At 72.2% G+C, this 24,552-nt stretch carries 24 protein-coding genes and 1 pseudogene; 13 read left to right on the top strand and 12 right to left on the bottom strand.

Annotated features, from left to right (window positions below; translation table 11 throughout):
- Positions 1–18 precede the first annotated feature (18 nt).
- From MOV08_RS04970 to MOV08_RS04950, 5 genes are all read right to left on the bottom strand, one after another.
- Positions 19–1,221 carry an MFS transporter gene (locus MOV08_RS04970; protein WP_275306487.1) on the bottom strand — a complete coding sequence of 401 codons (1,203 nt, stop codon included), beginning with the start codon at positions 1,219–1,221 and terminating at the stop codon, positions 19–21.
- Positions 1,222–1,308: 87 nt separating this feature from the next.
- Entirely contained in the window at positions 1,309–3,096 is a 1,788-nt protein-coding gene (locus MOV08_RS04965; RefSeq protein ID WP_275306486.1) for a M4 family metallopeptidase, read from the bottom strand.
- Between the two features lie 332 nt (positions 3,097–3,428).
- Entirely contained in the window at positions 3,429–3,722 is a 294-nt protein-coding gene (locus MOV08_RS04960) for a hypothetical protein (RefSeq protein ID WP_039640170.1), read from the bottom strand.
- Between the two features lie 141 nt (positions 3,723–3,863).
- Complete coding sequence (locus MOV08_RS04955) at positions 3,864–4,862, bottom strand: alpha/beta hydrolase (RefSeq protein WP_275306484.1); 999 nt, start codon at positions 4,860–4,862, stop codon at positions 3,864–3,866.
- The gene (locus MOV08_RS04950) at positions 4,859–5,614 is read right to left on the bottom strand and encodes a glucose 1-dehydrogenase (RefSeq protein ID WP_275306482.1); all 756 of its coding nucleotides are present in this window, start codon (positions 5,612–5,614) and stop codon (positions 4,859–4,861) included. The genes MOV08_RS04955 and MOV08_RS04950 overlap by 4 nt, the downstream gene beginning before the upstream one ends.
- Positions 5,615–5,853: 239 nt before the next feature.
- Between MOV08_RS04950 and MOV08_RS04945 the strand changes: the two genes are divergently transcribed.
- Positions 5,854–7,074 carry an IS110 family RNA-guided transposase gene (locus MOV08_RS04945; protein ID WP_052286520.1) on the top strand — a complete coding sequence of 407 codons (1,221 nt, stop codon included), beginning with the start codon at positions 5,854–5,856 and terminating at the stop codon, positions 7,072–7,074.
- A 17-nt stretch (positions 7,075–7,091) separates the two neighbouring features.
- Here MOV08_RS04945 and MOV08_RS04940 read toward each other — a convergent pair.
- Positions 7,092–8,206: pseudogene (locus tag MOV08_RS04940) on the bottom strand (LLM class flavin-dependent oxidoreductase).
- A 191-nt stretch (positions 8,207–8,397) separates the two neighbouring features.
- On the opposite strand from MOV08_RS04940, the gene MOV08_RS04935 reads away from it, so the two are divergent.
- Positions 8,398–9,042, top strand: a complete 645-nt coding sequence (locus MOV08_RS04935; RefSeq protein WP_275306480.1) for a PadR family transcriptional regulator — start codon at positions 8,398–8,400, stop codon at positions 9,040–9,042.
- Here the strand turns inward: MOV08_RS04935 and MOV08_RS04930 are convergent.
- Complete coding sequence (locus MOV08_RS04930) at positions 8,934–9,551, bottom strand: flavin reductase family protein (protein WP_275306478.1); 618 nt, start codon at positions 9,549–9,551, stop codon at positions 8,934–8,936. The genes MOV08_RS04935 and MOV08_RS04930 overlap by 109 nt on opposite strands.
- Before the next feature lie 168 nt (positions 9,552–9,719).
- On the opposite strand from MOV08_RS04930, the gene MOV08_RS04925 reads away from it, so the two are divergent.
- Positions 9,720–11,105 carry an AMP-binding protein gene (locus MOV08_RS04925; protein ID WP_275306476.1) on the top strand — a complete coding sequence of 462 codons (1,386 nt, stop codon included), beginning with the start codon at positions 9,720–9,722 and terminating at the stop codon, positions 11,103–11,105.
- Complete coding sequence (locus tag MOV08_RS04920; RefSeq protein ID WP_275306474.1) at positions 11,102–11,815, top strand: acyl-CoA dehydrogenase family protein; 714 nt, start codon at positions 11,102–11,104, stop codon at positions 11,813–11,815. The genes MOV08_RS04925 and MOV08_RS04920 overlap by 4 nt, the downstream gene beginning before the upstream one ends.
- Positions 11,816–11,923: 108 nt before the next feature.
- Here the strand turns inward: MOV08_RS04920 and MOV08_RS04915 are convergent, their stop codons facing one another.
- The 3 genes from MOV08_RS04915 to MOV08_RS04905 all read right to left on the bottom strand — a co-directional run bounded on the left by MOV08_RS04915 (position 11,924) and on the right by MOV08_RS04905 (position 15,123).
- The gene (locus MOV08_RS04915) at positions 11,924–12,907 is read right to left on the bottom strand and encodes an acyl-CoA dehydrogenase family protein (RefSeq protein WP_275306472.1); all 984 of its coding nucleotides are present in this window, start codon (positions 12,905–12,907) and stop codon (positions 11,924–11,926) included.
- A 156-nt stretch (positions 12,908–13,063) separates the two neighbouring features.
- Entirely contained in the window at positions 13,064–14,272 is a 1,209-nt protein-coding gene (locus tag MOV08_RS04910) for an acyl-CoA dehydrogenase family protein (protein WP_275306470.1), read from the bottom strand.
- Positions 14,272–15,123: an enoyl-CoA hydratase gene (locus tag MOV08_RS04905; RefSeq protein WP_275306468.1), complete on the bottom strand. Its 852-nt coding sequence runs from the start codon at positions 15,121–15,123 to the stop codon at positions 14,272–14,274. Before MOV08_RS04905 ends, MOV08_RS04910 begins: the two co-directional genes overlap by 1 nt.
- A 47-nt stretch (positions 15,124–15,170) precedes the next feature.
- Between MOV08_RS04905 and MOV08_RS04900 the strand changes: the two genes are divergently transcribed.
- The 6 genes from MOV08_RS04900 to MOV08_RS04875 all read left to right on the top strand — a co-directional run bounded on the left by MOV08_RS04900 (position 15,171) and on the right by MOV08_RS04875 (position 20,105).
- Positions 15,171–16,355, top strand: coding sequence for an acyl-CoA dehydrogenase family protein (locus MOV08_RS04900; RefSeq protein WP_275306466.1), 1,185 nt, complete (start codon positions 15,171–15,173; stop codon positions 16,353–16,355).
- Positions 16,352–17,134, top strand: a complete 783-nt coding sequence (locus tag MOV08_RS04895; RefSeq protein WP_275306464.1) for an SDR family oxidoreductase — start codon at positions 16,352–16,354, stop codon at positions 17,132–17,134. The genes MOV08_RS04900 and MOV08_RS04895 overlap by 4 nt, the downstream gene beginning before the upstream one ends.
- Complete coding sequence (locus MOV08_RS04890) at positions 17,127–17,711, top strand: TetR/AcrR family transcriptional regulator (RefSeq protein ID WP_275306462.1); 585 nt, start codon at positions 17,127–17,129, stop codon at positions 17,709–17,711. The genes MOV08_RS04895 and MOV08_RS04890 overlap by 8 nt, the downstream gene beginning before the upstream one ends.
- Before the next feature lie 43 nt (positions 17,712–17,754).
- Positions 17,755–18,912, top strand: a complete 1,158-nt coding sequence (locus MOV08_RS04885; RefSeq protein ID WP_039629777.1) for an acetyl-CoA C-acetyltransferase — start codon at positions 17,755–17,757, stop codon at positions 18,910–18,912.
- A gap of 96 nt (positions 18,913–19,008) precedes the next feature.
- Positions 19,009–19,263 carry a hypothetical protein gene (locus tag MOV08_RS04880; protein WP_275306461.1) on the top strand — a complete coding sequence of 85 codons (255 nt, stop codon included), beginning with the start codon at positions 19,009–19,011 and terminating at the stop codon, positions 19,261–19,263.
- 386 nt (positions 19,264–19,649) lie between these two features.
- A complete protein-coding gene (locus MOV08_RS04875; RefSeq protein ID WP_420834279.1) occupies positions 19,650–20,105 on the top strand; it encodes a GNAT family N-acetyltransferase in 456 nt (151 codons plus the stop codon).
- Positions 20,106–20,193: 88 nt separating this feature from the next.
- Here MOV08_RS04875 and MOV08_RS04870 read toward each other — a convergent pair whose 3' ends face one another.
- Both MOV08_RS04870 and MOV08_RS04865 read right to left on the bottom strand, forming a co-directional pair.
- Positions 20,194–20,340: a hypothetical protein gene (locus tag MOV08_RS04870; protein ID WP_275306457.1), complete on the bottom strand. Its 147-nt coding sequence runs from the start codon at positions 20,338–20,340 to the stop codon at positions 20,194–20,196.
- Between the two features lie 373 nt (positions 20,341–20,713).
- Entirely contained in the window at positions 20,714–21,007 is a 294-nt protein-coding gene (locus tag MOV08_RS04865; protein ID WP_039629771.1) for a DUF1330 domain-containing protein, read from the bottom strand.
- Between the two features lie 195 nt (positions 21,008–21,202).
- Here MOV08_RS04865 and MOV08_RS04860 point away from each other — a divergent pair, with 195 nt between their 5' ends.
- The 3 genes from MOV08_RS04860 to MOV08_RS04850 all read left to right on the top strand — a co-directional run bounded on the left by MOV08_RS04860 (position 21,203) and on the right by MOV08_RS04850 (position 24,469).
- Positions 21,203–22,057 (top strand): LysR family transcriptional regulator, encoded by an 855-nt coding sequence (locus MOV08_RS04860; protein WP_039629769.1) that lies wholly within the window; start codon positions 21,203–21,205, stop codon positions 22,055–22,057.
- Between the two features lie 123 nt (positions 22,058–22,180).
- A complete protein-coding gene (locus MOV08_RS04855; RefSeq protein ID WP_275306455.1) occupies positions 22,181–23,434 on the top strand; it encodes an MFS transporter in 1,254 nt (417 codons plus the stop codon).
- A gap of 195 nt (positions 23,435–23,629) precedes the next feature.
- A complete protein-coding gene (locus MOV08_RS04850; RefSeq protein WP_275306453.1) occupies positions 23,630–24,469 on the top strand; it encodes a hypothetical protein in 840 nt (279 codons plus the stop codon).
- The last annotated feature ends 83 nt before the right edge of the window (positions 24,470–24,552 follow it).

The raw sequence follows: 24,552 nt of genomic DNA, 5'->3' as shown, positions 1-24,552 counted from the left end.
CGAGGGGACGCACGGGGTTCAGGCGGCGTCCTCCGCCGGCAGGGGGTGCCGCAGGACGTACCCGCCGACCGCCACCGCCACCGCGATGACGCATCCGGCGAAGACGAGCCCCGCGCCGCGCAGCCCCAGGGCCATGGTGAGCGCGCCGACGCCCACCACCGGCAGGGAGATGCCGAGGTAGGCGACGAGGAAGAAGGCGGACAGGGTGCCGCCGCGGTGTTCCGGCGGGGCCGCGGCGCCCACCGCGGTGAGTCCGGCGCGGAACGCCAGGCCCTGGCCGGTGCCGCCGCACAGCGCGCCGGCGACCAGGACGGGCAGCGAGTCCGCGGTGAGGGAGGCGCCGACCAGACAGAGCCCCAGCACCAGGATCAGAGCGCCGACCGGCAGGGCGGTGCGGGCGCCGAGCCGGCCGGTCAGGGCCTGGCCGAGCGTCGAGCCCAGGAAGACCGTGCAGACGACCGCCCCGGAGACCGCGAGGTTGTGCTCGCCGAGGGTCCGCGCGACGAAGCTCGGCGCGATCGCGGTGAACAGCCCGAGGAGCGCGAAGCCGGCGAACGCGGCGATGGCGGCGGGGGCGAACACCCCGCGGACGGCCGGGGGGATCCGCAGCCCCTGGGGGCGCGGGGAGCGGGCCCGGTGCGGGTGCGCGACGGTCTCCGGCAGGAACCAGGTGACCACGGCGGCAAGGGCCAGCAGGACCAGGTGGACGAGGAAGGGGAGGGCCAGTGGCCGGGGCGCGTACTGGGCGAGCAGTCCGGCCAGCAGCGGTCCGCAGCCCAGTCCGCCCATGTTGGCGGCGGTGGCGGCGAAGCCGGCCCGGGATTCCCGCCCGGGGCGGGCCAGTTCGAGGACGGCGGCGGTGGCGGCGCCGCTGAACAGCCCGGCGGCGAAGCCGGACAGCACCCGGCCGAGCAGCAGCAGCGGCAGCCCGCCCTCAAGGAGGAAGCACAGGGCGCTCGCCGCGGACAGGCCCAGCGCGGCGAACAGCACCGGGCGCCGGCCGGTGGTGTCGGAGACGTCGCCGGCGCCGAACAGCACCGCGATCACCCCGACGGCGTAGGTGGCGAAGACCACCGTCACCATCAGCTCGGAGAAGCCCAGTTGCTGCCGGTAGAGCCCGTAGAGGGGGGTGGGCAGGGTCGTCCCGGCCATGCCGATCGCGAAGACGCCCGCCGCGGCGGGGCTGCCGAGGCGGCGCCCCCGCCCGGTGCGCACGGTCATGGCGTCAACGTAGGCGCCGGCACGCCGGCCGGCCAGGACCGGTGCCCCGCGTGGCGGGGGCACCGGTCCGATCGGTGCGGTGCCGGGTCAGCGCCGGGGGGCGTTGGCGGCGGTGACGTTGACCGCGGCCCAGGCGCGATCGACCGTGCGGTACGCGGTGCTGCCCGCGCCGTAGAGGTCCTTGGCCGCCTGGAGGGTGGCGGTCCGGGCGTCGTGGAAGTCGGTCGTGGAGACCATGTACCGGGTCAGCGCCCGGTAGAAGATCGCCAGGGCCTTGTCCCGGCCGATGCCGGTCACCTTGGCGCCGTCGTAGGTGGCGGAGTCGTAGGCGACGCCGCCGATGGTCTTCTTGCCGCTGCCCTCGGCCAGCAGGTAGAAGGCGTGCGAGGAGACCCCGGAGCCGGCGTGCACCTCGGTGTCGTAGGTGTCCTTCGACCAGTAGTCGACGGTCCCTTCGAGCTTGTCCAGGGACGGCTTGTCCAGCCGGCGCAGGAACTTCTGGGCCAGGCCGAGCTTCTCGCCCATGAGGTAGTTGGGCGGGTTCTTCGGGTTGTTGGTGGCGAACTCCACCGCGCTGCCGAAGATGTCCGCGAGCGACTCGTTGAGCGCGCCCGGCTCGCCGAACTGGCGGCCCTCGGGGTCGACGCGGGTGGGTTCGAGGCCGGCGGTGGCGTCGACCACGCCGTGGGTCAGCTCGTGACCGGTGACGTCCAGGACGACCAGCGGCTTGGTGAAGAGCTTGCCGTCGCCGTCGCCGTAGAGCATGCAGCCGCAGTCCGAGGACCAGAAGGCGTTGCCGACGTTCGCGCCGTAGTGGACCAGGGCGTGCGCGCCGGCGCCGTCGTTCTTGATGCCCTTGCGGCCGAAGGTCTTCTTGTAGAAGTCCAGGGTGCTGGTGATGCCGAACTGGGCGTCGACCGCGGCGGTGGTGCGGTTGCCGGTGGTGCCGTTGCCCCAGCGGTTGGTGCCGCTGGTGAAGGGCTTGCCGGTGAGGAACTTGTCGAGTTCCTTGCCGCCCGCGTCGCGGGTCTCGGTGTTGCCGCGGGTGCCGTCCCGCAGGACGAAGGCGTCCTTCGCGGTCTGCGTGGTGGACAGCGGCACGGTGCCGACGAAGAAGGACACGCCGGAGCCGGTGGCCGGGGCCGGGTAGTGGCCGGCGGCGGGCTTGCCCGGGGCGGGCGGGGTGGCGGCCACCGCGGTGCCGGGGGTGAGCCGTTCGCCGCGCTGCCGGAGCTTGTGCTGGACGGACGGCGACAGGAACGGCTCGTTGACCGGGATGTCGCTGAGGACGTTGCCGGTGGCGGCGTCGATGACGACGGTCCGGGCGCCGCCGGCCTCGGCGGTGCCGCTGTCGTCGACCTGCACCTGGTAGGCGAGGGTGGTCCGGCCGGCGCGGGCGTCGACGACGAGTCGGGGCTCGCCGGCGGTGCCCTGTGCCACGGCGGCGGCCTTGGCGGCGGCCTGGCGGCCCGACAGCTTCGGGTCGGCGGCGGGGAGATCGACCGTGTGGCGGGCGGCCCGGGTCACGCCCTGGTAGGAGGAGTCGGCGCCGAGGTGGACGACCAGGTCGCCGCCGAGCACCGGCATGCCGCGATGGGTGCGGACGAACCGCACGTGCCGGCTGCCGTCGGCGTCGACCAGGGTGTCGGTGGCCTTGAGGGTGTCCTGTGCGCCGACGCCGGTGGTGGCGGAGTGGGCGTAGGCGGCGGCGCGCGCCGCGTCGACGATCGCGGGGGTGCCGGTGGCCGATCGTGCGGAGGGGGAGGCGACGGGGGAGGCCGGCGTCGCGACGGCGGCGCCCGCGCTGAGGGTGGCGGCCGTGGTCACGGCCAGGGCTATCGCCAGGCGGCGGCTGCGTATGTGGGGTCTACGCACAGATCTGCGTCCTTATGTGCTGTGAGCGGTGGAATGCGCCAACCGCCCGTACGCGCGGTGGCGTTGCACACCGCGGGGGCCGTCCGGCCCCGCACAGACCCTGGTCTGCCTGGCATGGGCATGTAAAGGGAAATGATCAATTTTCAACACTAGGTAGTCAAAAATTGATAATTGATCAGCTTTAGGTAGTCGGAAGATGACCAATCGTGTTCCGACGGGAGAGACTCACCAGACCGCGCCGGGGTTGCCCCGCGGCGTGCGGAAGTTTCCGGGCATGACGAAGCCGGGACGGCGATCGCCGTCCCGGCCTGCGCGCGGGGATGCCGAGGGGGCTATCCGGTGCGGAAGAGCTCCTCCAACGACGCGTGGGCCTTCTCGCCGCCCCGGACCGCCTCGACGACGGCCTGGTGGAAGGCCCGGCTGTCCGCCTCCGAGTGACAGGGGACGGGGCTGCCGACCATGGTGTACCAGTCCGAGGAGCCGGTGTACTGGACGGCGACGTGCGCCTCGTCCTCCGACCATGTGGTGTGGATGGTCAGGTCGCCCTGCATCGGGCCGATCTCCTCGGTCTGCACCGCGCCGGGGCGGGCGTGAATCCCCACCGTCGTCCAAGATGCCCAGGTCATGTCGTTCCCCTCGGTCACATGGGCCCCGGCCGGCGGCCGGGCGCGGTGCTTCAAGTCTGGCACTCGACGTGCGGCGGCGCACCGCATCGACGAGCCGCCATGGCGTCCCCGCACAGTGTCACCACCCTAGCCACCCGCCGCTCACCCGCTCGTCACGCCACCGTCACACAGCGTGCCGACCAGCCAGTTGGTGGCCGCTTCCAGTGCGGCGTCGGCGGCCGGCAGTCGCCCCGCCGCCCCGAGGAACCCGTGGAAGGTGCCGGGGTATTCGGCCACGCGCGCCGGCACGCCGGCGGCCCGCAGCGCCTCCCCGTAGGCGCGCCCCTCGTCCCGCAGCGGATCGCACTCGGGCAGCACCAGCAGCGCGGGCGGCAGCCCGGTCAGGTCCGGGGCGAGTCCCGGGGAGGCGTACGGGTGCCCGCGGTCGCCGTCCGGGCCCAGGTACTGGTCCCAGTACCAGCGCATATGGGCCGTGGTGTGGAAGAAGCCGGTGGCGTGGTCGACGGCCGAGCGGCCCGCCAGCCGGTGGTCCAGGGCCGGATAGAGCAGCAGTTGGGCGGCGAGCGGCGGGCCGCCGCGGTCCCGAGCCATCAGGGTGACCGCGGCGGCCAGGTTGCCCCCGCTGGAGTCGCCGGCGACCGCCACCCCGGCCGGGTCGCAGTCCAGCTGCGTCGCCCGCGCGGCGGCCCATGCGGTCGCCGCGTAGGCGTCCTCGACGGCGGCCGGGAAGCGGTCCTCGGGGGCCCGGCGGTAGTCCACCGAGACCACCACCGCTCCGCAGCGCCGGGCGAGTTGGCGGCACAGACCGTCGTGGGTGTCCAGGTCGCAGAGCACCCAGCCGCCGCCGTGGAAGAAGACGATCAGCGGGCGGGGCCCGGCGGCGGGGCCGTCCGGCCGGTAGACGCGGACCGGGAGGGCCGGCGCGCCGGGCGGACCGGGGACGGTGCGGTCGGCCGAGGTGACCCCGTCGTCGCCGGGCTCGGGCGGGGCGGCCCGGGAGGCGCGGCGCAGCGCGGCGGCGTCCAGCGGGCCGCGCGCCGGGTCCGGGAAGTCCGCGGACATCGCGTCCACGATGAGCCGCGCCCGGGGGGAGAGGGGATCGGGAGCGCCGGCGGCCGGCCAGGGCGGGGTGCCGGTCATCGGGTGCTCAGCCCCCCGTCCACCGCGAACTCCGCACCGGTGATGTAGCCGGACGCGTCGGACGCCAGGAAGCGGACCAGCTCCGCCACCTCGTCCGGGCGGCCGACGCGGCGCAGCGGCACCCGCGGCCAGTCCTGTTCGCCGGGGGCCGGACCCAGGACGTCCGCCACCATCGGGGTGTCGATCATGCCGGGGTGGACGGAGTTGACCCGGATCCGGTCGCCGGCCAGGTCGAGCGCGGCGGACTTGGTGAGCCCGCGCAGCCCGAACTTGCTCGCCCCGTAAGCCGAGTGACCGGGGATGCCGCGCAGTCCGGCGGTCGAGGAGATGTTGATGACCGAGCCGCCGCCCGCCGTGCGCAGCGCGGGGATCACCGCCTGGATGCCCAGGAACGGGCCGAGCAGATTGACCCGCAGCAGCCGGTCGAAGTTCTCCTCGGTCTCCTGGTCGACCGGCGCGGTCCGCCACAGTGCGGCGTTGTTCACCAGGACGTCCAGTCGGCCGAAGGCGGTGACCGCGGTGTCGACCACCGCCCGCCAGCCGTCCGCGTCGGTGACGTCGTGCCGGACGAACCGGGCCGCGTCGCCCAGTTCGGCGGCGAGCGCCCGGCCCTCCTCCTCGCGGACGTCGCCGAGCACCACCCGGGCGCCGGACGCCACGAACAGCCGGGCCTCCGCCGCGCCCTGCCCGCGACCGGCGCCGGTGATCACCGCGACCTTGCCGTCGAGCCGTGCCCCGTCGGCGGCGCTCATTAGAGGACCATCCCTTCTGCAGCCCTCATGGGTAGGGTTGTGACCTCTCGGTCCCGGCGGGGTACGGCCAGTGGTGCGAGCCGTTGGACGGCCAGCATGAGTTCCGCCGGCCCTGCCGGGCCCGAGGCCGTCTGATCGGCTTCAGGGACACGCCCCGCAGAGGGCCGATTAATGAGCTCCCGGCAGACGTCCTCACCACCGAGCAGGTGCTCCGCGCACGACACTGGAGTACTTCTTTCGTGTTCATCGGATGGGACTGGGCGACCGAGACCCACGACGTGACCGTCATGGACCACCTCGGCGCCCGCGTGGACCGGTGGGAACTGGCACACACCGAGGAAGGCATCACCAAGACGCTGGCCCGCCTGGCCCGATACGGGGCTCCGGCGGATCTTCCGGTGGCCATCGAGACCACCCGCGGCCTGGTCGTCGACCGGCTGCTGGCCGCCGGTCACCCGGTGGTGCCGGTGCACCCGAACGCCTTCCACGCGATGCGGCCGCGCTGGGGTGCCGCCAAGGCCAAGACGGACGCGGGCGACAGCATGAAACTCGCCGACTACCTGCGCACCGACGGGCACTTCCTGCCCCGCCTGGAGCCCACCGACCAGGCCACGCTGGACCTGCAGGCGCTCACCCGCCAGCGCGCCGACCACATCGAGGCCAAGGTCGCCGCCGTCAACCAGCTCGCCGCGTCGCTGGACGCCCACTGGCCCGGCGGAAAGGCCGTCTTCTACGAACTCGACAGCGACATCGCCCTGGCCTTCCTGGAGCGTTACCCCACCCCGGCCGCCGCCTCCAAGCTCACCGCCGGACGGCTTCAAGCCTGGTGCAAACGCCATGGCTACTCCGGCAACAAGCCCGGCAGCTTCCTCATCGAGCGTCTGCGTTCGGCACCCTCGGCTGCGTCCCGGCTCAGCCCGGCCGCCGTCGAACAGCTCATCCGCATCCAGGTCCAGCTCGTCCAGGGCACCCGTGCCACCCTCCGCGCGCTGGACAAGGCCATCACCGAGGCCGTCAAGGCCCACCCCTACGCACCGCTGTTCGCGACCATGCCGCGGATCGGCAAAATCAACCTCGCCCAGATCATCGGCGAACTCGGCCCGATCCTCGAACGCTCCCAGACCTGCGAGCAGTTCATCGCCGAAGCCGGAGTCGTCCCGGTCACGAAAGCCTCCGGCAAGTCCCGCACCGTCGCCTTCCGCTACGCGACCAACCGCCGCGCACGCCTGGCCGTCACGACGTTCGCCGACAACAGCAGACACGGCAGCGACTGGGCTGCGAAGATCTACACCGACGCCAGGACCCGCAAGAAGCGACACCCCCACGCCATCCGCATCCTGGCCCGCGCCTGGCTCCGCGTGATCTGGGCCTGCTGGCGCGACGGAGCCTGCTACGACCCCGCCACTCACCAAGCCAACGGGAAGATCAACACGAGTGCCGACACACCCGTCGCGGCATAGAGGTTGACTCAGGAAACTCATGCCCGTCCCTCCAGGGCCCGGAAGTGCGGGATGACCGTCTCGCCCCAGTGCCGGATGGTCTCCAGGCAGGCTTCCTGCGGCACGGTGCCCATCTGGATCAGGCACATCACCTCGTCCACCCCGATCTCCCGGAGCTGTTCGACGTAGGCGATGGCGTCCTGGGCGGTGCCGTAGGCGTGCCGGGCGTTGTAGGTGCCGGTGTCGACCGGGCGGGCCGGGATGTTGGCCTCGTGCAGCTTGGCGACCAGTTCCTCGCGGTCCTGAGCCAGCGCCGCCACGTGGTCGTCGTGCTCGTCGTGGACGGTGGGCGCCGGGCCGTTGCCGTACCAGTGGGCGATCGCCTCGGCGAAAAACCGCTGGCCGCGGGTGCCGATGCGGTACGCGGCCGGGCCGTCGTCCAGCACGACCGTCGGGCAGAGCGCGGAGAAGTGGTCGTTGGCCTCGGTGGAGACGAAGCGGTCGCCGCCGCGGGTGGCGATCGCCTCGTCGTAGACCTTGCGCATCGCGCGCACGTCGTCGGCGCCGGCGAACCCCATCACCAGGGCGCCGATGCCCAGTTCGGCGGCGAGCTTGAGGGTGTCGTGCTTGGAGCAGGCCATGAACAGCGGCGGGTGCGGGGCCTGTACGGGGCGGGGGAGGATCGCGCCGGGGCCGATGTCGAGTGCGCCGTGCCACTCGAAGGTCTCCTCCCGCCAGGCGTTGCTGAAGATCCGCAGCGCCTCCTCCATCTGCGGGTAGGTGTCCTCGGGCGGACCCCGTACATCGCCATCTCCTGCTTGGTGGCGCCGCGTCCGGCACCGATGTCCACCCGGCCGCCGGAGAGCACGTCGAGCATCGCGGCCCGTTCGGCGACCCGCACCGGGTGCTGGTAGCCGAACGGCATGGTGACCACGCCGTGGCCGATCCGGATCCGGGAGGTCCGGGCGGCGACCCAGGTGAGGAAGATCTCCGAGGCACTCATGTGCGCGTACTGGGTGAGCGAGTGGTGCTCCACCGCCCAGATGCGGTCGAAGCCCATCTCCTCGGCGTAGACGGCCTGTTCGACGCAGTCGTGGATGACCTGGCGCTCCCGTTCGGGCGTCGGGTCGGCCAGCTGCGCCTCGAAGATCATCGAGAACTTCACGGAACTGCCTCCTCGTTCTGGAGGGTGCGAGACTATTTCTAATAGGAATATGTCTAGCAGGTATATCTGGTGGTGGGGAAGGGGGATCGGCGATGTCCCGTCGTGCGCCCGGGGACGTGCCGGGTGCACGACGGCGGGCGGGACTTCGCGGGCGCGACCCAGGCCGTAGACTGCGGAGCGTGACGGAGAAGAAGGTGCGCGGAGCGCGGGCAGCGGACGACGCGGAGCGCCCGGCGCTGCCGGCGACCAGTTGGGCGGTGCTCGGACTGCTGTCCTTCGGCGAGGAGTTGTCCGGTTACGACCTCAAGAAGTGGTCGGACTGGTCGCTGCGCTTCTTCTACTGGAGCCCGTCGTTCAGCCAGATCTACGGCGAGCTCAAGCGCCTGGAGAAGGTGGGCTACGTCAGCTCGCGGATGGTCGCCCAGGAGACCGGCAACCGCGACAAGCGGGTCTACGTCATCACCGACGAGGGCATGGCGGCGGTCCGGCGGTGGGCGCGCGAGGCGCCGGTGGAGCCGCCGGTGCTCAAGCACGGGGTGATGCTGCGCCTGTGGTTGGGGCACCTGCTGGAGGCCGACCAGATGCGCGAGGTGCTCGGCCGGCACCGGGAGTACGCCGAGACCATGCGGCGGCGCGCCGAGGCGGACGCCGCGGGCGCCCGCGCCGACGTGGCCTGGGCCTACCCCTCGCTCGCCCTGAAGTGGTCGGAGCGGTACTACGCCTCCGAACGCGACCTGGCGGACGCGATGCTGGCCGACCTGGACGAGATGGCGGCCGCCGAAGCCGCCGACGGTGCCGGCGACGAGGGGCCCAAGCGCCCGTAGGTGCGCCGGAAGTAGAGCAGCGGCCCGTTCTCGCGCAGCCGCTCCGCGGGGGTCAGGGCGGTGACCCGGCCCACCGCGATCAGATGGTCGCCGCCGGGCAGCACGTCCGCCAGCTCGCATTCGAGCGTGGCCAGCGCCGCGGTCAGCAGCGGTGCGCCGTTGACGCCGGAACGCCAGTCGACGCCGGTGAACTTGTCGCCGCCGGTCACCGCGAACCGGCGGCACAGCTCCTCCTGGTCGGCGGCGAGGACGTTGACCGCGAACCGCCCGGCCGCGCTGATCTTCGGCCAGGTCGTGGACGTCCGCGCCGGGCAGAAGCACACCAGAGGCGGGTCCAGGGACACCGAGGAGAACGACTGGACGGCCATGCCCGTGGGGCGGCCGTCGGGCTGGACCGCGGTGATCACGGCCACGCCGGTGCAGAAGCGGCTGAGCGCGTCCCGCATCGCGGCGTCGTCGAACCTTGCGGTGGGGGCGGGGGGAGTGGTGGGCGGGGTGTAGGTGGGCACGCGACCTCCCGGGTGAGGGTCTTCCGCTGCGAGTTCTGCGAATGTGTTTCTACTAGGTATATGCCTAACCGAAACACCGTGATTGGATACCGGCCACGTCCGCACGTCAAGTAGGCGGTACCGCACGGCACACCGCCGCCACCTCCGAGCAAGGGAGCGGGAGGGCCAATGACCTGGGCACACCACACCCCGCAAGGGCCGCCGCAGTCGGCGGCACCGGCCACCGTCGCGCAACTCGCCGCCCACGCGGCCCACCTCCACGGCGACCGGGAGGCGCTGTCCGACGGCGAAGTCCGTTGGACCTTCGCAGAGTTGGCTGGGCGCATCACCGCCGCGGCGCGCGCCGCCCTCGCCCACGGCGTCCGCCACGGGGACCGGATCGCCGTCTGGGCCCCCAACGGCCGCCAGTGGATCACCGCCGTCCTCGGCGCGGTCTCCGTCGGCGCCGTCCTCGTCCCCCTCAACACCCGCTACAAGGCAGCCGAAGCCGCCGACATCCTCTTCACCTCCGGCACCACCGGCCGCCCCAAGGGCGTGCTCGCCACCCACGGCCAGACGATGCGGGTCTTCGACGCCTGGGCGCGACTGGTCACCCTGCGCGCCGGCGACCGCTACCTGCTGGTCAACCCCTTCTTCCACACCTTCGGCTACAAGGCCGGCATCCTCGCCTGCCTGCTGCGCGGCGCCACCATGCTGCCCGAGCCGGTCTACGACGCCGACCGGGCCCTGCGGCGCACCGCCGAGGAACGCATCAGCGTGCTGATGGGCCCACCGACCGTCTTCCACGGCCTGCTCCACCACCCCGAACGCGCCCGGCACCGGCTCGACTCGCTGCGCCTGGCCGGCACCGGGGCCGCAACCGTCCCCGCCGAACTCGTCGTCCGGATCCGCGACGAACTCGGCATCCCCGACGTCTTCACCGCCTACGGGCTCACCGAATCCGCCGGGGTCGTCACCATCTGCCCGACCGACGCCGACGCCGAGACCCTCGCGCACACCGTCGGACTGCCGCTGCCCGGCACGGAACTGCGGATCGTCGACCCCGCCAACCGGCCGCTGCCGCCCGGCGAACCGGGCGAGGTGGTGGTCCGCGGCCACCACGTCATGCGCGGCTACCTCGACGACCCGGCCGCCACCGCCGCCGCCGTGGACCCCGACGGCTGGCTGCACACCGGCGACGTCGGCGTCCTCGACGACCGCGGCTTCCTCACCCTCACCGACCGGATCAAGGACATGTACGTGGTCGGCGGCTTCAACGCCTATCCGGCGGAGGTGGAACGGGTGCTGCGCGGCCACCCGGCGATCGCCGACGTCGCCGTGGTCGGCGCCCCCGACGAGCGGCTCGGCGAGGTCGGGGTGGCGTTCGTCGTCCCCGCCGAAGGGGCCGCGCCCGACCCGGGGGAACTGACCCGGTGGGCCCGCGCACGGCTGGCCAACTTCAAGGTGCCCCGGCGCTACCACCTCGTCCCGGAACTGCCCCGCAACGCCGGCGGCAAGGTCGTCAAGGGCGAGCTGCGCCGCACGGCCAGGAGCGAAGAGAGGAACGGCGGATGAGACCGACCGACGAGCAGCAGGAACTACGCGCCGCGGTACGGCAGTTGTTGGCGCGCCAACCCGGCCCGGACGCCTGGGGTCCGCTGACAGGACAGATCGGCGCGGCCGGGCTGGCGGTCCCCGAGGAACACGGCGGGGCCGGCTGCGGACCGCTCGAAATCCATGTGGTGATGGAGGAGTTGGGGCGGACACTGGCCCCCGTGCCGTTCCTCGGGTCCGCGGTGCTGACCACCCAGACGCTGCTCGCCTGCGGGGACGGCGCGCTGCTCCCCGCCCTCGCCGAGGGGGCCGCGGTGGGCGCACTGGCCTGGGCCGAGGAGGGCGCCTGGGATCCGGACGCGGTCCGCGCCGCGGCCCGTCGGGCCCCGGACGGAGGGTGGCGGCTGACCGGCGTCAAGGACCACGTACTGGACGGCGCGGACGCCGACCTGCTGGTGGTCGCCGCCCGGACCGATGCCGGGCTCGCGCTCTTCCACGTCCCGGTGGACGAGCCCGGCGTCCACCGCGAGCGCCTGGTGCCGATGGACGCCACCCGCCCGCAGGCACGCGTGACGCTGGACGGCGCCCCCGGCCGGCTGTTGGGTGCGGCCGGGGACGGCGGCCGGGTGTTGGCCCGGGACCACGGCAGCACCCGGCTCCTCGGGGCACCGGCCGAGCACCGGCGGCGGTTGGCGACGGAGCTTCGCCTGACCTATCGTCAAATCGCTTGAAAGACAACGTCATTGCTCTGGATCTCTCCGGGGCAGGTGCGCCGCGGCCCCGTACCGCCGGAGGTGATCCGGAGGTACGGGGCCGCGTCCTTGGTGTCGCCCGCCGGGCTAGCCGGCCAGCACCCGGGCCCGGCAGGCGGCCGGGGTGCCCCAGGCGTCCCGTAGCGGGCGGGCCTTGCGGATCCAGAGGGAGAGGTCCGGCTCGTCCGTGTAGCCGACCGCGCCGTGCAGTTGCAGGGCGGTGCGGGCGGCGGCGTAACACGCCTCGCCGGCCGCCGCCTTCGCCGCCGCGGCCTCCGCGCCGGCCGACGGGTCCTCCGCGGCCAGCGCCAGGGCCGCGGCGTGCACCAGCGGCTGGGCGAACTCCAGCCCGATCAGGGTGTCCGCCAGCCGGTGCTTGACCACCTGGAAGGAGCCGATCGGCCGCCCGAACTGGGTGCGCTGCTTCACGTAGTCGACGGTCCCGTCCAGCAGGGCCCGGCCCAGCCCCAGGGCCTGGGCGGCGGTGAGCACCCGGGCCAGGTCGATGGCGTGGCGGGCGGCGGCGGTGACCGCCGGGCCGCGGGCGAGGACGGTGCCGCCCAGCGGGCGGGAGAGTCGTCGGGCCGGGTCGAGGGCGGGCTGGACCGGGCCGTGGGCCTCGGTGCGGCACACCGTGTCGTCCCGGACGACCAGGACGGTGTCGGCGGCGTCCGCGTCCAGGGCGAACGGGGCGTCCTCCGCGCACAGGCCGACGAGTGCGCCACCGGCGGCGATCCGCGGCAGCCAGTCGGCCGCCGCGTCGGCGTCCCCCAGCCGGTGCAGGAAGGCCGCCGCGGCGACGGTCTCCACGAGCGGGCCCGGTACCGCGTGTCGACCCAACTCGACGAAGGCGACGGCGAGTTCGACCGGGAGCGGGCCCATGCCGTCGTGCTCCTCGGGGACCGCGAGGACGAACACCCCGGTCCCGGCGAGCCGGGCCCACAGGTCACGACCGGGCTTGTGCTCCCCGGCCGCCCAGGCGCGGACGGCGGCCGGGGTGCCGGCGGCACCCAGCAGGGAGTCCAGCGTACGGGCGAACTCCCGCTGCTCATCGGTCAGCAGGAACCGCATCACCGGCACCCTTCCGGCAGGCCGGGCCGGCGCGCGCCGCCCCGGTGCGTACGGGTACTCATGCCCGGGCCTCCTTCGGCAGGCCGAGCAGTCGCTCGGCGCTGTGCTGTCCCGGGGGCAACCCCCGGACCCCCGGCCGGACCGTGCCGCGCTCCGTCATGCCCGGGCCTCCTTCGGCAGGCCGAGCAGTCGCTCGGCGATGATGTTGCGTTGGATCTCGTTGGTGCCGGCGTAGACGGGGCCGGCGAGGGAAAAGGTGTAGCCCTCGGCCCAACTGCCCTGTGCCGGCGCCTCGTCGGCGTCGTCGGCGAGCGCGCCGTGGGGTCCGAGCAGGTCCAGGGCGGTCTCGTGGAGGGCGATGTCCAGCTCCGACCAGAAGACCTTGTTGAGGCTGGACGCGGCGCCCAGGTCCCCCGCTTTCGACGGCGCTCGACCGGGGGCACCCCCGTCGCCGGCGGCGAGCCGGGAGGCGTTGGCGTAGGCGAACAGCTGGTAGGCGCGGGCGCCGATCACCGCGTCGGCGACCCGGTCGCGCAGTGCGGTGTCGGTCGGGTCGGCGGTCTCCCGCCACAGCGCGGTGAGCCGAGCGGCGGCGGCGGTGAAGCGGCCGGGGCTGCGCAGGGTCAGCCCGCGTTCGTTGCCGGCGGTGCTCATCGCCACCCGCCAGCCCTGGCCGGGCTCGCCGATGACGTCCGCGTCCGGGACGAAGACCTCGTCGAGGAAGAACTCGGCGAAGGCCGGTTTGCCGTCCAGCCGGCCGATCGGACGCACCGTCACCCCGGGAGCGTCCAGCGGGAACATCAGGTACGTCAGGCCCTGGTGCGGGCGCGGCGTGCCGGGTTCGCTGCGGAACAGGCCGAACGCGCGGTCGGCGAAGGCGGCCCGGGACGACCAGGTCTTCTGGCCGCGCAAGCGCCAGCCGCCGTCGGTGCGGACCGCCGTCGAGCGCAGCGACGCGAGGTCGGAGCCGGCCTCCGGCTCGGACCACGCCTGGGCCCAGATGACCTCACCGGTCGCCATCGGGCCGAGGACGCGGGCGCGCTGCTCCGGGGTGCCGTGCTCGAAGAGGGTGGGGGCGAGGAGGTTGATGCCGTTCTGGCTCACCCGGCCGGGGGCGCCCGCCGCGTAGTACTCCTCCTCGAAGATCAGCCATTGGAAGAGGGAGGCGTCCCGGCCGCCGTACTCGGCCGGCCAGGAGACCACCGACCAGCGGTCCGCGGCGAGTCGGCGTTCCCAGTCGCGGTGTGCGGCGAAGCCCTCGCGGGTCTCCAGTGACGGCAGCGGCGTCGCAGGCACGTGCGCGGCCAGCCAGGCACGGGCCTCGCCCCGGAACGCGGCGTCGGCGTCGCTTGAGTCCAGGTCCATCAGGAACCGGCCTCCTTCATCTTCTTGATGTCCATGCCGCCGAGCGGGTCCGGGGCGGTCTCGGCGTTGTGGGCGTGGGCGAGGTGGTGCAGGCCGAAGACCGAGTCCAGGCCGGTGTGCAGGCCCTGGAGGTCCTCCGCCTGGTTGACCGCGCGCTTGGTCAGCGCCAGGCCCATGCGGGGCATCTCGGCGATGCGCTCCGCCAACTCCCGGGTACGGTCGGCCAGTTCGGCGCTGGGGACGACGCGGTTGACCATGCCCAGCTGGTAGGCCCGCTGGGCCGGCATCCGGTCGCCGGTGTAGAGGAACTCCTTGGCGATCCGGGGCGGCATCACCCACGGGTGGGCGAAGTACTCCACGCCGGGGATGCCCATCCGCACGACCGGGTCGGCGAAGAACGCGTCGTCGGCGGCGACGATCAGATCGCAGATCCAGGCGAGCATCAACCCGCCCGCCACGCAGGCCCCTTGGACGGAGGCGATCACCGGTTTGGGCAGCTCCCGCCACCGGCGACACATCCCCAGGTAGACCTCGGACTCGCGGGCGTAGCGGCTCTCCGCTCCGGTCTTGTCCGAGTGGTCCCACCACAGTCCGGCCCGGCGCTCGAAGGGGAGATGCGCGTCCCGGCCGGGGCTGCCGATGTCGTGTCCCGCGGAGAAGTGCCGGCCCTCGCCGGCCAGCACCACGACCTTGACCTCGTCGTCGTCCGCGGCGCGGTAGAAGGCGCGGTCCAGGGCGTAGGTCATCGCGGAGTTCTGGGCGTTGCGGTAGTCCGGGCGGTTCATCGTGACGGTGGCGACCGGGCCTTGCCGGGCATAGCGCACCACGGGCGTTTCCTCGCCGGCGGTCATCGGCGACCTCCTTCCCTAACAAGTGTTTGGTAGGTTAACGTACGGCCATGAGCAGCGTCGAGGCCCCCACCACCGTCGAGAGCTTCCGCACCGAGATCCGCAGCTGGCTGCGGGCCAACCTCACCGGGGAGTTCGCGGCCCTGCGCGGTCGCGGCGGCCCCGGTCGGGAACACGAGGCGTTCGCCGAACGCCTGGCCTGGGAACGGCACATGGCCGCCGCGGGCTGGACCTGCGTCGGCTGGCCCGTGGAGTACGGCGGACGCGGGGCGACCCTGGAACAACAGGTCGCCTTCCACGAGGAGTACGCCCTCGCCGACGCCCCCGCCCGGGTCAACCACATCGGCGAACAACTCCTCGGCCCCACCCTGATCGCCTTCGGCACCGACGCCCAGCGCGCCCGCTTCCTGCCGGAGATCGCCGCCGTACGGGAGCTGTGGTGCCAGGGGTACAGCGAGCCGGACGCCGGCTCCGACCTGGCGAACGTGCGGACCCGGGCGACCTTCGACGAGGAGCGCGGCGACTGGGTCGTCGACGGGCAGAAGATCTGGACCTCGCTCGCCCGGGAATCCCAGTGGTGCTTCGTCGTCGCCCGCGCCGAACCGGGCTCGGTCCGCCACCGGGGGCTCTCCTACCTCCTGGTCCCGCTCGACCGGCCCGGCGTCGACATCCGGCCGATCGCCCAGCTCACCGGCACCTCCGAGTTCAACGAGGTGTTCTTCGACGGAGCCCGGGCGCCGCACGTCGTCGGTGCGCCGGGCGACGGCTGGCGGGTCGCGATGGCCACCCTGGGGTTCGAACGCGGGGTCTCCACCCTCGGCCAACAGGTCGGATTCCGGCGGGAGTTGGAAACCCTGATGGAGCTGGCCCGGCGCAACGGGGCGGCGGACGACCCACTGATCCGCGACCGGCTGGCGCGGGCCTGGATCGGCCTTACGGCCATCCGCTGCAACGCCCTGCGGATGCTGGAGGGCGTCGACGCCGGCGCCCCCGGCCCCGAGGCGTCCATCGGGAAGATCTACTGGGCGACCTGGCACCGCGAACTGGGCGAACTCGCCATGGACGTCCGCGGCGCCGGCGGCATGATCGCCGCCGGCGCGCCCTACGACCTCGACGACTGGCAGCGGCTCTTCCTCTTCTCCCGCGCCGACACCCTCTACGCGGGCTCCAACGAGATCCAGCGGACCATCATCGCCGAGCGGGTGCTCGGCCTGCCGAAGGAGGCGAGGGCATGACAGCGCCGTCGTACGTGGCCGGTCACGAGCTGCTCAAGGGGCGGACCGCCGTGATCACCGCCGCCGCCGGGGCGGGGATCGGCGGGGCCACCGCCCGCCGGTTCCTGGAGGAGGGCGCTCGGATCGTCATCGGGGACGCGCACGCCCGGCGGCTGGCGGAGAGCGCGGCGGCGCTGGCCGAGGAGTTCGGGGTCGACCGGGTCGCCGGGTTGCCCTGCGACGTGACCGACGAGGCGCAGGTGGCCGCGCTCCACGCGCTCGCCGAGGAGCGGCACGGCCGGCTCGACATCGTGGTCAACAACGCCGGGCTCGGCGGCACCGCCGACCTCGTGGAGATGACCGACGACCAGTGGGCGAAGGTCATCGACGTCACGCTGGGCGGCACCTTCCGCTGCACCCGGGCCGCGCTGCGCCGGATGAAGTCGTCCGGAGCGGGCGGCGTGATCGTCAACAACGCCTCCGTGGTGGGCTGGCGCGCCCAGCGCGGGCAGGCCCACTACGCCGCCGCCAAGGCCGGGGTGATGGCACTGACCCGGTGTGCCGCGATGGAGGCCGCCGAGTACGGCGTGCGGGTCAACGCGGTCTCGCCCAGCCTGGCCATGCACCCGCACCTGGTGAAGGTCACCACCCCCGAGCTGCTGGCCGAGCTGACCGAGAAGGAGGCGTTCGGCCGCTACGCCGAGCCCTGGGAGGTGGCCAACGTGATCGTCTTCCTGGCCGGCGACTACGCCTCGTACATGACCGGCGAGACCGTCTCGGTCAGCTCGCAGCATGCCTGAGGAGCGGCGCGGCGAACTCCTCGCCACCGCCGCCGAGGTGTTCGCCGCGCAGGGCTACAACGCGACCACGGTCCGGCAGATCGCGGACGCGGCCGGGATGCTGGCGGGCAGCCTCTACTACCACTTCGATTCCAAGGAATCGATGGTCGACGAGATCCTCACCGCCTTCCTGGACGAGCTGTGGGCCGGTTACGACGCGGTGCTGGAGGCGGGCCTGGGGCCGCGGCAGACCATCGAGGCGCTGGTCACCGAGTCCTTCCGGGAGATCGACCGGCACCGCGCCGCGGTGGCGATCTATCAGAAGGAGGCCCGGCACCTGGCCGACCGGCATCCGCGCTTCGGCTACCTCGCCGACGCCCGGCGCCGGTTCGCGGGTGCCTGGCTCGGCACGCTGGAACGCGGCGTGGCCGACGGGATCTTCCGCGCCGACCTCGACATCCGGCTGGCCTACCGCTTCCTGCGCGACACCGTCTGGGTCGCCGCCTCCTGGTACCGGCCGGGCGCACGCCACGGCCCCGAGGAGATCGCCCGCCAGTACCTCTCGATGGTCCTGGACGGCATCGCCTTGCGGGACTGACCGGTACATCCGCAGAATCTGACCAAGGACCGAGGAGTTCACCATGTCCGAGGCGTACCTCGTCGATGCCGTCCGCACCCCGGTGGGGAAGAAGGGCGGCGGGCTGTCCGCCGTCCATCCGGCCGACCTCGGCGCACATGTGCTGACCGCGCTGATGCAGCGCACCGGGATCGATCCGGCGGCGGTGGAGGACGTCGTCTTCGGCTGCCTGGACACGGTCGGGCCGCAGGCCGGGGACGTCGCCCGGACCTGCTGGCTGGCCGCCGGGCTGCCGGAGGAGGTGCCCGGCGTCACCGTCGACCGGCAGTGCGGGTCCTCGCAACAGGCCGTGCACTTCGCCGCACAGGGGGTGCTCTCCGGCACCCAGGACCTGGTCGTGGCGGGCGGGGTGCAGAACATGTCGCAGATCCCGATCGCCTTCGCCAGCCGCCAGGCCGCCGAGCCCCTGGGGCTCACCCAGGGCCCCTTCGCCGGCTCCGTGGGCTGGCGGGCCCGCTACGGTGACCGGCCGGTCAACCAGTTCCACGGCGCCGAGCTGATCGCCACCAAGTGGGACATCTCCCGCCGAGACATGGAGGAGTTCGCGCTCCGCTCCCACCGGCGGGCGGTCCGGGCCATCGACGAGGGCCGCTTCGACCGGGAGATCGTCCCCTACGGGGACGTCACCGCGGACGAGGGGCCGCGGCGGAACACCTCGCTGGAGAAGATGGCCGCGCTGGCGCCGGTGGTGGAGGGCGGCCGGCTGACCGCCGCGGTCTCCTCGCAGGTCTCCGACGGGGCGGCGGCGATGCTGCTGGCCTCCGAGCGGGCGGTGGCCGAGCACGGCCTGACGCCGCGCGCCCGGATCCACCACCTCTCGGTCCGCGGCGAGGACCCGATCCGGATGCTGTCCGCGCCGATCCCCGCCACCGCGCACGCGCTGAAGAAGGCCGGGATGACGATCGACGACATCGACCTGGTCGAGATCAACGAGGCGTTCGCGCCGGTGGTGCTGGCCTGGCTGAAGGAGACCGGCGCCGATCCGGAGCGGGTCAACGTCAACGGCGGTGCCATCGCCCTGGGCCACCCGCTGGGCGCGACCGGCGTCCGGCTGATGACCACGCTGCTCAACGAACTGGAGCGCACCGGCGGCCGGTTCGGCCTGCAGACCATGTGCGAGGGCGGCGGCCAGGCCAACGTCACCATCATCGAACGCCTCTGACGGTGGTCCGATGCCACCCCAACCGACCTTGGTTGCCGCTCGCTGCGCCCGACCCACCGTGCCCCCGGCGGGTGCAGGCCCTGCGGTGTTCTGCGCGTGTCCTGGACGGGCAGTCAGCAGGCTTCCCGTTCCTGCCTGTTCACTGTCGCCGTCGACTTCTTTCCCTCCGGTGAGCACCGTGTCCTGGCGCGAGTCCCCTACCGCGAGGCCGCCGAGCGGTTTCGCGTCTGGTTGGCCGAGACGGCCCCTGCCGTGGCCGCCGCGGCCGGTCCTGACCGCTTGGACGGCCTCCCTGCCCAGTCCCGGCCCGTCATCGCAGACACCAGCGGCGAGGGCCTGGCACTGTTCTGAGCGAACACCAGGAGACCTGACACCCCAACATCGCCCCGCAACTGCTGGCCCCTGCGCCCGGTTCGACAACCAGAGAGATAGCCCGCGACAGGCTGGTGGAAGGCAGGGTGCGAAGTCGCCAACACAGGGGCGTGTGTTGCCCGACACTCAAAATGCACATGGCGGCGGCGTTCACGGTGCCGATGTTCCGTGACAGCGACGTCCCGCCCAAGGGGTGCCAGGTGGGGCGATCGTCGGCGAGGTGTCGCTGTCGTCGGCAAGGTGCCGGTTGGTCAGTGAGTAAGTGAGATCTGCAAGGTCATGCCTTCGGCGGCCTGTCGTTCGCAACCGCTCATGTGGATCATTGAGGTTCGACGGTGGCAAGCCTGTGGAGGTGCTCAGTGGGGATTGTGATCCGGCCTGCGCGGCTGGACGAAGCGAGCGTTTTGACTGACCTGGCGCTTCGTTCGAAAGCGTATTGGGGGTATGACGCTCAGTTTCTTGAGTCGTGCTGTGAAGAACTCACGCTCAGAGCAGGTGAGCTTTCTGTCCGGCGAGCCACTGTGGCAGAACAGGACGGCGGCATTGTGGGCTTCACGACCTTGGAGGGCGATCCGCCGCAGGGCGTGCTGGGCATGATGTTCGTCGATCCCGATGCCATCGGGAAGGGCGTCGGCCGTCTGCTGTTCCAGCACGCCGTTGCGACTGCTCGGCCCCTGGGGTTCACGCAGTTCACCATTGATGCGGACCCGCACGCCGAGCCCTTCTACGAGGCCATGGGCGCAGTGCCGGTTGGCGTTGTCCCCTCGGGATCGATCCCCGGCAGGACACTCACCCAGTTGCTGCGCAGCATCCCCGGCTGAGTTGTCAGTCGACCACCTCGCTGACGGCGGCGCGGGCGGAGGTGTCGTCGACGAGGTTCTTGCCGATGGCGCAGGCGGCGACGAGGGACTACAGGACAAGGTTGTTGACCGCCCGCGGGTAGCCGCGCGAGGTCGTGTGGATCAGTGAGAGGGCGTCCTCCGCGAACAGCTGGTCGGGTCGGCCGACGAGCTTGAGGTGGTGGGCGATGTAGGCGATGGTCTCGGTTACGGACATGCCCGGCAGGGTGTAACGCAGGGCGGTCCGCTGGTCGAGCCGGCCAGGAGCCGTCTTCTGCCTCTATGTGTTTCGGCCAGCCCGCGAACAGCGCATCACGGACGGCGGTATGCCGACCGGTCAACGCCAGGAGCGGGCTCGCTGGTCACTGTCATGTAGCGGGGATCGGCGGGGTCGCCAACCTCCATGAGGGCGTACAGATCCACGTCGTGCCGAGCGAAGCGGTGAAGGTACTGCAGGAACAACTCCAGCTCCTCGCCAGACAGCGGTTCGTCGGCGCAACATGCCGACCCGGACGGGCGGAATGGGAACTGGAGGCGGTGCCTTGACCGCTCGGCGTTTCAGGGCATGGACCACGCGGTTGTTGGGGCGCTCAGTCAAGCCCCTCCACGACCCGTACATCCCGGTCGGCACCGTCGTCCAGCACCGCGACGGCCTGCTGGTAGTCCTCGCTCAAGTAGGCCGCGACCGCGGCGTCGTAGCTGGGGAACTCGACCAGGACCGTGCGCTCGGGCACCCCCGACTCGAACGCGGTCACCCGGCCGCCCCGGGCCAGAATCCGGCCGCCGGCTGCCTCCAGCGCGGGCTTGGCCAACTTCCCGTACGCGGCGATCTTTTCCGGGTCGCGCACCGATCGGTAGGTGCCGACCAGGTATCCCTTGGCCATGCTGCTTACTCCTCGCTCTCTTCGTTCACTTCGTTCCTCGGGAACTTCGACCCGAGTCGCACACCTTTCGGCGCGGTCAGGAGGGGAGCCTGACCCCGTCCCCGTGGTTGCTGCCCCAGTCGCCTGCACCCCGAACGTAGCCAGTCCGTCCCAACGTGGGAAATGCCTTGTGCGCTCGGGCTATGCTCCACAGTCATGGATGTCGAGCTGCGTCATCTGCGCGCGTTCGCCGAGGTGGCGCGACAGCAGTCGTTCACCCGTGCTGCCGAGAAACTGGCCATCACCCAGCCGGCGTTGACCCGCACCGTTCAGCAGTTGGAGACCGCGTTGCGGGTGCGGTTGTTCAACCGAAGCTCCCGGCACGTGGAGCTCACCAACGTGGGCAACTCCTTCCTCGCACAGGTGGAACGGGTGCTGAACGAGCTGGACCGGGCGATGAGCGCGTTGAGTCAACAGGTCAGCATCCGGCTGGGATTCAGCTGGCTGATGCCGGATCCGTGGGCGCAGCTCACCGTCAGCGAGTTCGAGCGAACCTCGGGGAGCACGGTGAACCTCGTGCGCACCGACGATCCGATCCAGGCACTGCTACGTCATGCGATCGACGTCGCGCTGGTGCGTGGCGGCGTGCGTTCGTCCGCGCCGGTCAAGACGGTGCACCTCTTCGACGAACCGCGGGTGGCAGTCGCCTGCGCCGCCAAGTCCGAGGTGAGCCGACTCGACGAGGTGGACTGGGGCGACGTTCCCAGGTGGCCGCTGGTGGAGAACGTGGTCAGCGGTGCGACCGGCCACTGGTCCTGGGCTCCCGGCAAGGGTCCGCGAGACGTGATCGAGACGGCCAACTACGACGAGTGGGTCGAGTCGGTGGCCGCCAATCGCGGCATCGGGGTGGCCCCGACAGTGGGGGTGCGCCGGATCAACCACCCCGGGGTGACCTTCGTGCCGCTGGTCAACGCGCCTCCGGTCCCCGTCGAACTCGCCTACCTGCCGCACATGCAGGAGCTCCTGCTGCGCCGTTTCATCGATGTGGCGATCGCCGCAGTACACCGCTGACGCGTCCGCTCACGTCGCACTATGCCTGCCGGATATCGGTGTTCCATGACAGGCATTACACAAACACCGTGCGGAGAACCTAACGTCGCTCACGGCCACGCCGCTCTACGTGGAGAGACCGTGATGACTGACGACCACCCGCCGCACGGCGCCGGGGGAAACACCATGCTGGGTAAGCCGGTTGACTGGCAGAAGCCGACCCGGTCCGCAGCGCGTGCGCAGGCCCGGCCCGGGAACAGCGGGCCAGCCGGGAAGCTACGTGTCTTCGCGGTGTACGCCGGCGCTGCGCTCGGGCCGCTGGGCGGCGGCGTGGTGGCACCGATGCTGCCGCAGATCGCCGACTCACTCGACGCCTCGACGAGCGCCACCACGCTGACGGTGACCGCCTACTTCGTGCCGTTCGCCCTGGTACAACTGGTGTCCGGGACGGTGGGCGAGCGGTGGGGCCGCCGACGCACCGTGCTGCTTGCCTACCTGGTCTACCTGATCGCCTCACTGCTTGGCACCATCGCACCGAACGTCGCGCTGCTGCTGGTGGTACGGGCGGTGATGGGCACCGCCAACGCGTTCATCTCGCCGCTGCTGCTGTCTGGGCTGGCCGACATGGTTCCACCACACCGACTGAGCCGGTCCGTGGGGCTGCTGGCCAGTTGCCAGGCCGCCGGCCAGTCGCTCTCGCCGCTGCTCGGCGGGGTGGCCGCGGCGGCGAACTGGCGCTGGGCGTTCGTCGGTGTCGCAGCCGCGGCCGGGCTGCTCGCGCTGGCACCCCCACCCGGCGGGGCCCGGCCGGGCGCACAGGCTCCGCGCCTGCGCCCCCTGGTGAACGTGCGCATGGGGCTTCTGTCGGTGGCCGCGTTCGTCAGCTACTTCGGAGCGGCCGGGCTGCCGTTCCTTGTCTCCCTGCACGCCGAGGAGCACCTCGGCATCCGCCCCGACCTCACCGGGGTCGCGCTGCTGGGCTTCGGCCTGACCGGGTTGCTGCTGGGCGCGAGCTGGGGTTCGGTCGGTGACCGCCTCGGCGCGCGCCGCTGCGGTGGGATCGCCGCCGCGCTGGGGGCGGTGCTGGTCGCGCTGACCGGTTCGACGCACAGCCTGCCGGCGCTGGTGCTGTGCTGGACGGGCGCGGGGGTCGCCTACTCGATGCTCAACGTGTGCCTGCAGAACCTCACCGTCCGCGAGGTGCCCGACAACCGGGGCGGCGCGCTCTCAGCGGTCTCCGCCTTCCGCTTCGGCGGCGCGGCGATGGCCCCGATCGCCCTGCTGCCGCTGTACCACGCGGCGCCCCCGCTGTCCTTCGTCATCGGCGGCAGCTCACTGCTGCTTGCCTCTGTCGGCCTCGCCGCGCTGCGGTCGCCGCGAACCGGTAACCCGGTCTGACGAGTGTCGTGCCGTGGTGAGCTCTCCTGGGCCGCCCCCACCACGGTCGGCTCTTCTTGCGCGATAGCCGGAGGAGACGTGTTGTGGTGTGGCGCGACGGGCGAACGATCAGCTGGGCGGCAGTGACCGCGGTCGCGTCGTCCTCGGGCCCGCCGGATCGGCGCCGATGTCCGCCCCGGGTGCGATCATGGCCGGATGTCCGAGATATCCGCCCTGGTCGCTGCCCGCTGGCCGCTCGCCCCGTCAAGCGCGACCGGCTGGCTGCTGGAGCTGGCCGGTGATGACGGCCTCACCGGGTTCATGCCACCGCCGCTGCCCGACGCGGCCTGGGTGCTCAACGCCATGCACGAGCACGCACAAGGCCCGTCCGGTATGTCGCACGACGAGTACCTCCAGGACCAGGTAGCGGCCGGGCGCATCCAACCCGAGATCATCGGGGGTGTCGACCTCACAGAAGTAGGGACTGCCACTGGCGGCGGTCTGGGCCGCGCAGAACATCCCGGCCCCCGCTGGCGGCGCCTGCGCTGGGCCGAGCTCGCCCAGCGGACCGGTGATCCGCTGGTGCCCGACGGGTTGTTGCCCTCTTACCGCTGCTTTCCCTCGGCCAAGATGGACGGCAGCTGGCCACTTCATATCAGCCCGCCCACCGAGGGCAGCCTCGACCGCGAGACCTGGAACCGGCTGATCGGCATCCTCACCGAGCACAGCCCGGCGGGCGCAGACACCCGCTGCCTGGCGTACTACAGCCCGTTGATGCTCGGCGCCATCGACTTCGAGAACCTGCACGTCCAGGCCGGCCGACTCGGCGACGCCGGAATCCTGTACGACAACCCCGAGGTCGACTTCAGCCCGTCCAACCTCTGGGCCGAGGACCACTCGTGGGTCGTCTGCACCGACTACGACCTGTGGGCCACCAAGGTGGCAGGCCCCGCACCGCTCATCGAGGCTCTCCTGAATGACACCGAGATCGAGGCGGTACGACTGCCCTGGGCCCCTGAGCCTGAGCTCCGCCCGGATCAGATCCGGATCAGATAAAGACCAAGAGGGGGGTGGACGAAGGCCGGGCGCCCGCCCGGACTAGCGTTGTCCAGCACCCCCCATCGATCCGGCCCCTGGAG

This window comes from Streptomyces yunnanensis, assembly GCF_029011865.1.
GTDB classification, from domain to species: domain Bacteria; phylum Actinomycetota; class Actinomycetes; order Streptomycetales; family Streptomycetaceae; genus Streptomyces; species Streptomyces yunnanensis.
Note: the sequence above shows the minus strand (reverse complement) of the source record. Positions and strands in the feature narration are given on the sequence as shown.

Coding starts and splice junctions, on each gene's coding strand:
- MOV08_RS04970 (WP_275306487.1), bottom strand. CDS start 1,221: ATGACCGTGCGCACCGGGCGGGGGCGCCGCCTCGGCAGCCCCGCCGCG.
- MOV08_RS04960 (WP_039640170.1), bottom strand. CDS start 3,722: ATGACCTGGGCATCTTGGACGACGGTGGGGATTCACGCCCGCCCCGGC.
- MOV08_RS04955 (WP_275306484.1), bottom strand. CDS start 4,862: ATGACCGGCACCCCGCCCTGGCCGGCCGCCGGCGCTCCCGATCCCCTC.
- MOV08_RS04950 (WP_275306482.1), bottom strand. CDS start 5,614: ATGAGCGCCGCCGACGGGGCACGGCTCGACGGCAAGGTCGCGGTGATC.
- MOV08_RS04925 (WP_275306476.1), top strand. CDS start 9,720: ATGACCTGGGCACACCACACCCCGCAAGGGCCGCCGCAGTCGGCGGCA.
- MOV08_RS04920 (WP_275306474.1), top strand. CDS start 11,102: ATGAGACCGACCGACGAGCAGCAGGAACTACGCGCCGCGGTACGGCAG.
- MOV08_RS04915 (WP_275306472.1), bottom strand. CDS start 12,907: ATGCGGTTCCTGCTGACCGATGAGCAGCGGGAGTTCGCCCGTACGCTG.
- MOV08_RS04910 (WP_275306470.1), bottom strand. CDS start 14,272: ATGGACCTGGACTCAAGCGACGCCGACGCCGCGTTCCGGGGCGAGGCC.
- MOV08_RS04905 (WP_275306468.1), bottom strand. CDS start 15,123: ATGACCGCCGGCGAGGAAACGCCCGTGGTGCGCTATGCCCGGCAAGGC.
- MOV08_RS04900 (WP_275306466.1), top strand. CDS start 15,171: ATGAGCAGCGTCGAGGCCCCCACCACCGTCGAGAGCTTCCGCACCGAG.
- MOV08_RS04895 (WP_275306464.1), top strand. CDS start 16,352: ATGACAGCGCCGTCGTACGTGGCCGGTCACGAGCTGCTCAAGGGGCGG.
- MOV08_RS04890 (WP_275306462.1), top strand. CDS start 17,127: ATGCCTGAGGAGCGGCGCGGCGAACTCCTCGCCACCGCCGCCGAGGTG.
- MOV08_RS04885 (WP_039629777.1), top strand. CDS start 17,755: ATGTCCGAGGCGTACCTCGTCGATGCCGTCCGCACCCCGGTGGGGAAG.
- MOV08_RS04870 (WP_275306457.1), bottom strand. CDS start 20,340: ATGTCCGTAACCGAGACCATCGCCTACATCGCCCACCACCTCAAGCTC.
- MOV08_RS04865 (WP_039629771.1), bottom strand. CDS start 21,007: ATGGCCAAGGGATACCTGGTCGGCACCTACCGATCGGTGCGCGACCCG.
- MOV08_RS04860 (WP_039629769.1), top strand. CDS start 21,203: ATGGATGTCGAGCTGCGTCATCTGCGCGCGTTCGCCGAGGTGGCGCGA.
- MOV08_RS04855 (WP_275306455.1), top strand. CDS start 22,181: ATGACTGACGACCACCCGCCGCACGGCGCCGGGGGAAACACCATGCTG.
- MOV08_RS04850 (WP_275306453.1), top strand. CDS start 23,630: ATGTCCGAGATATCCGCCCTGGTCGCTGCCCGCTGGCCGCTCGCCCCG.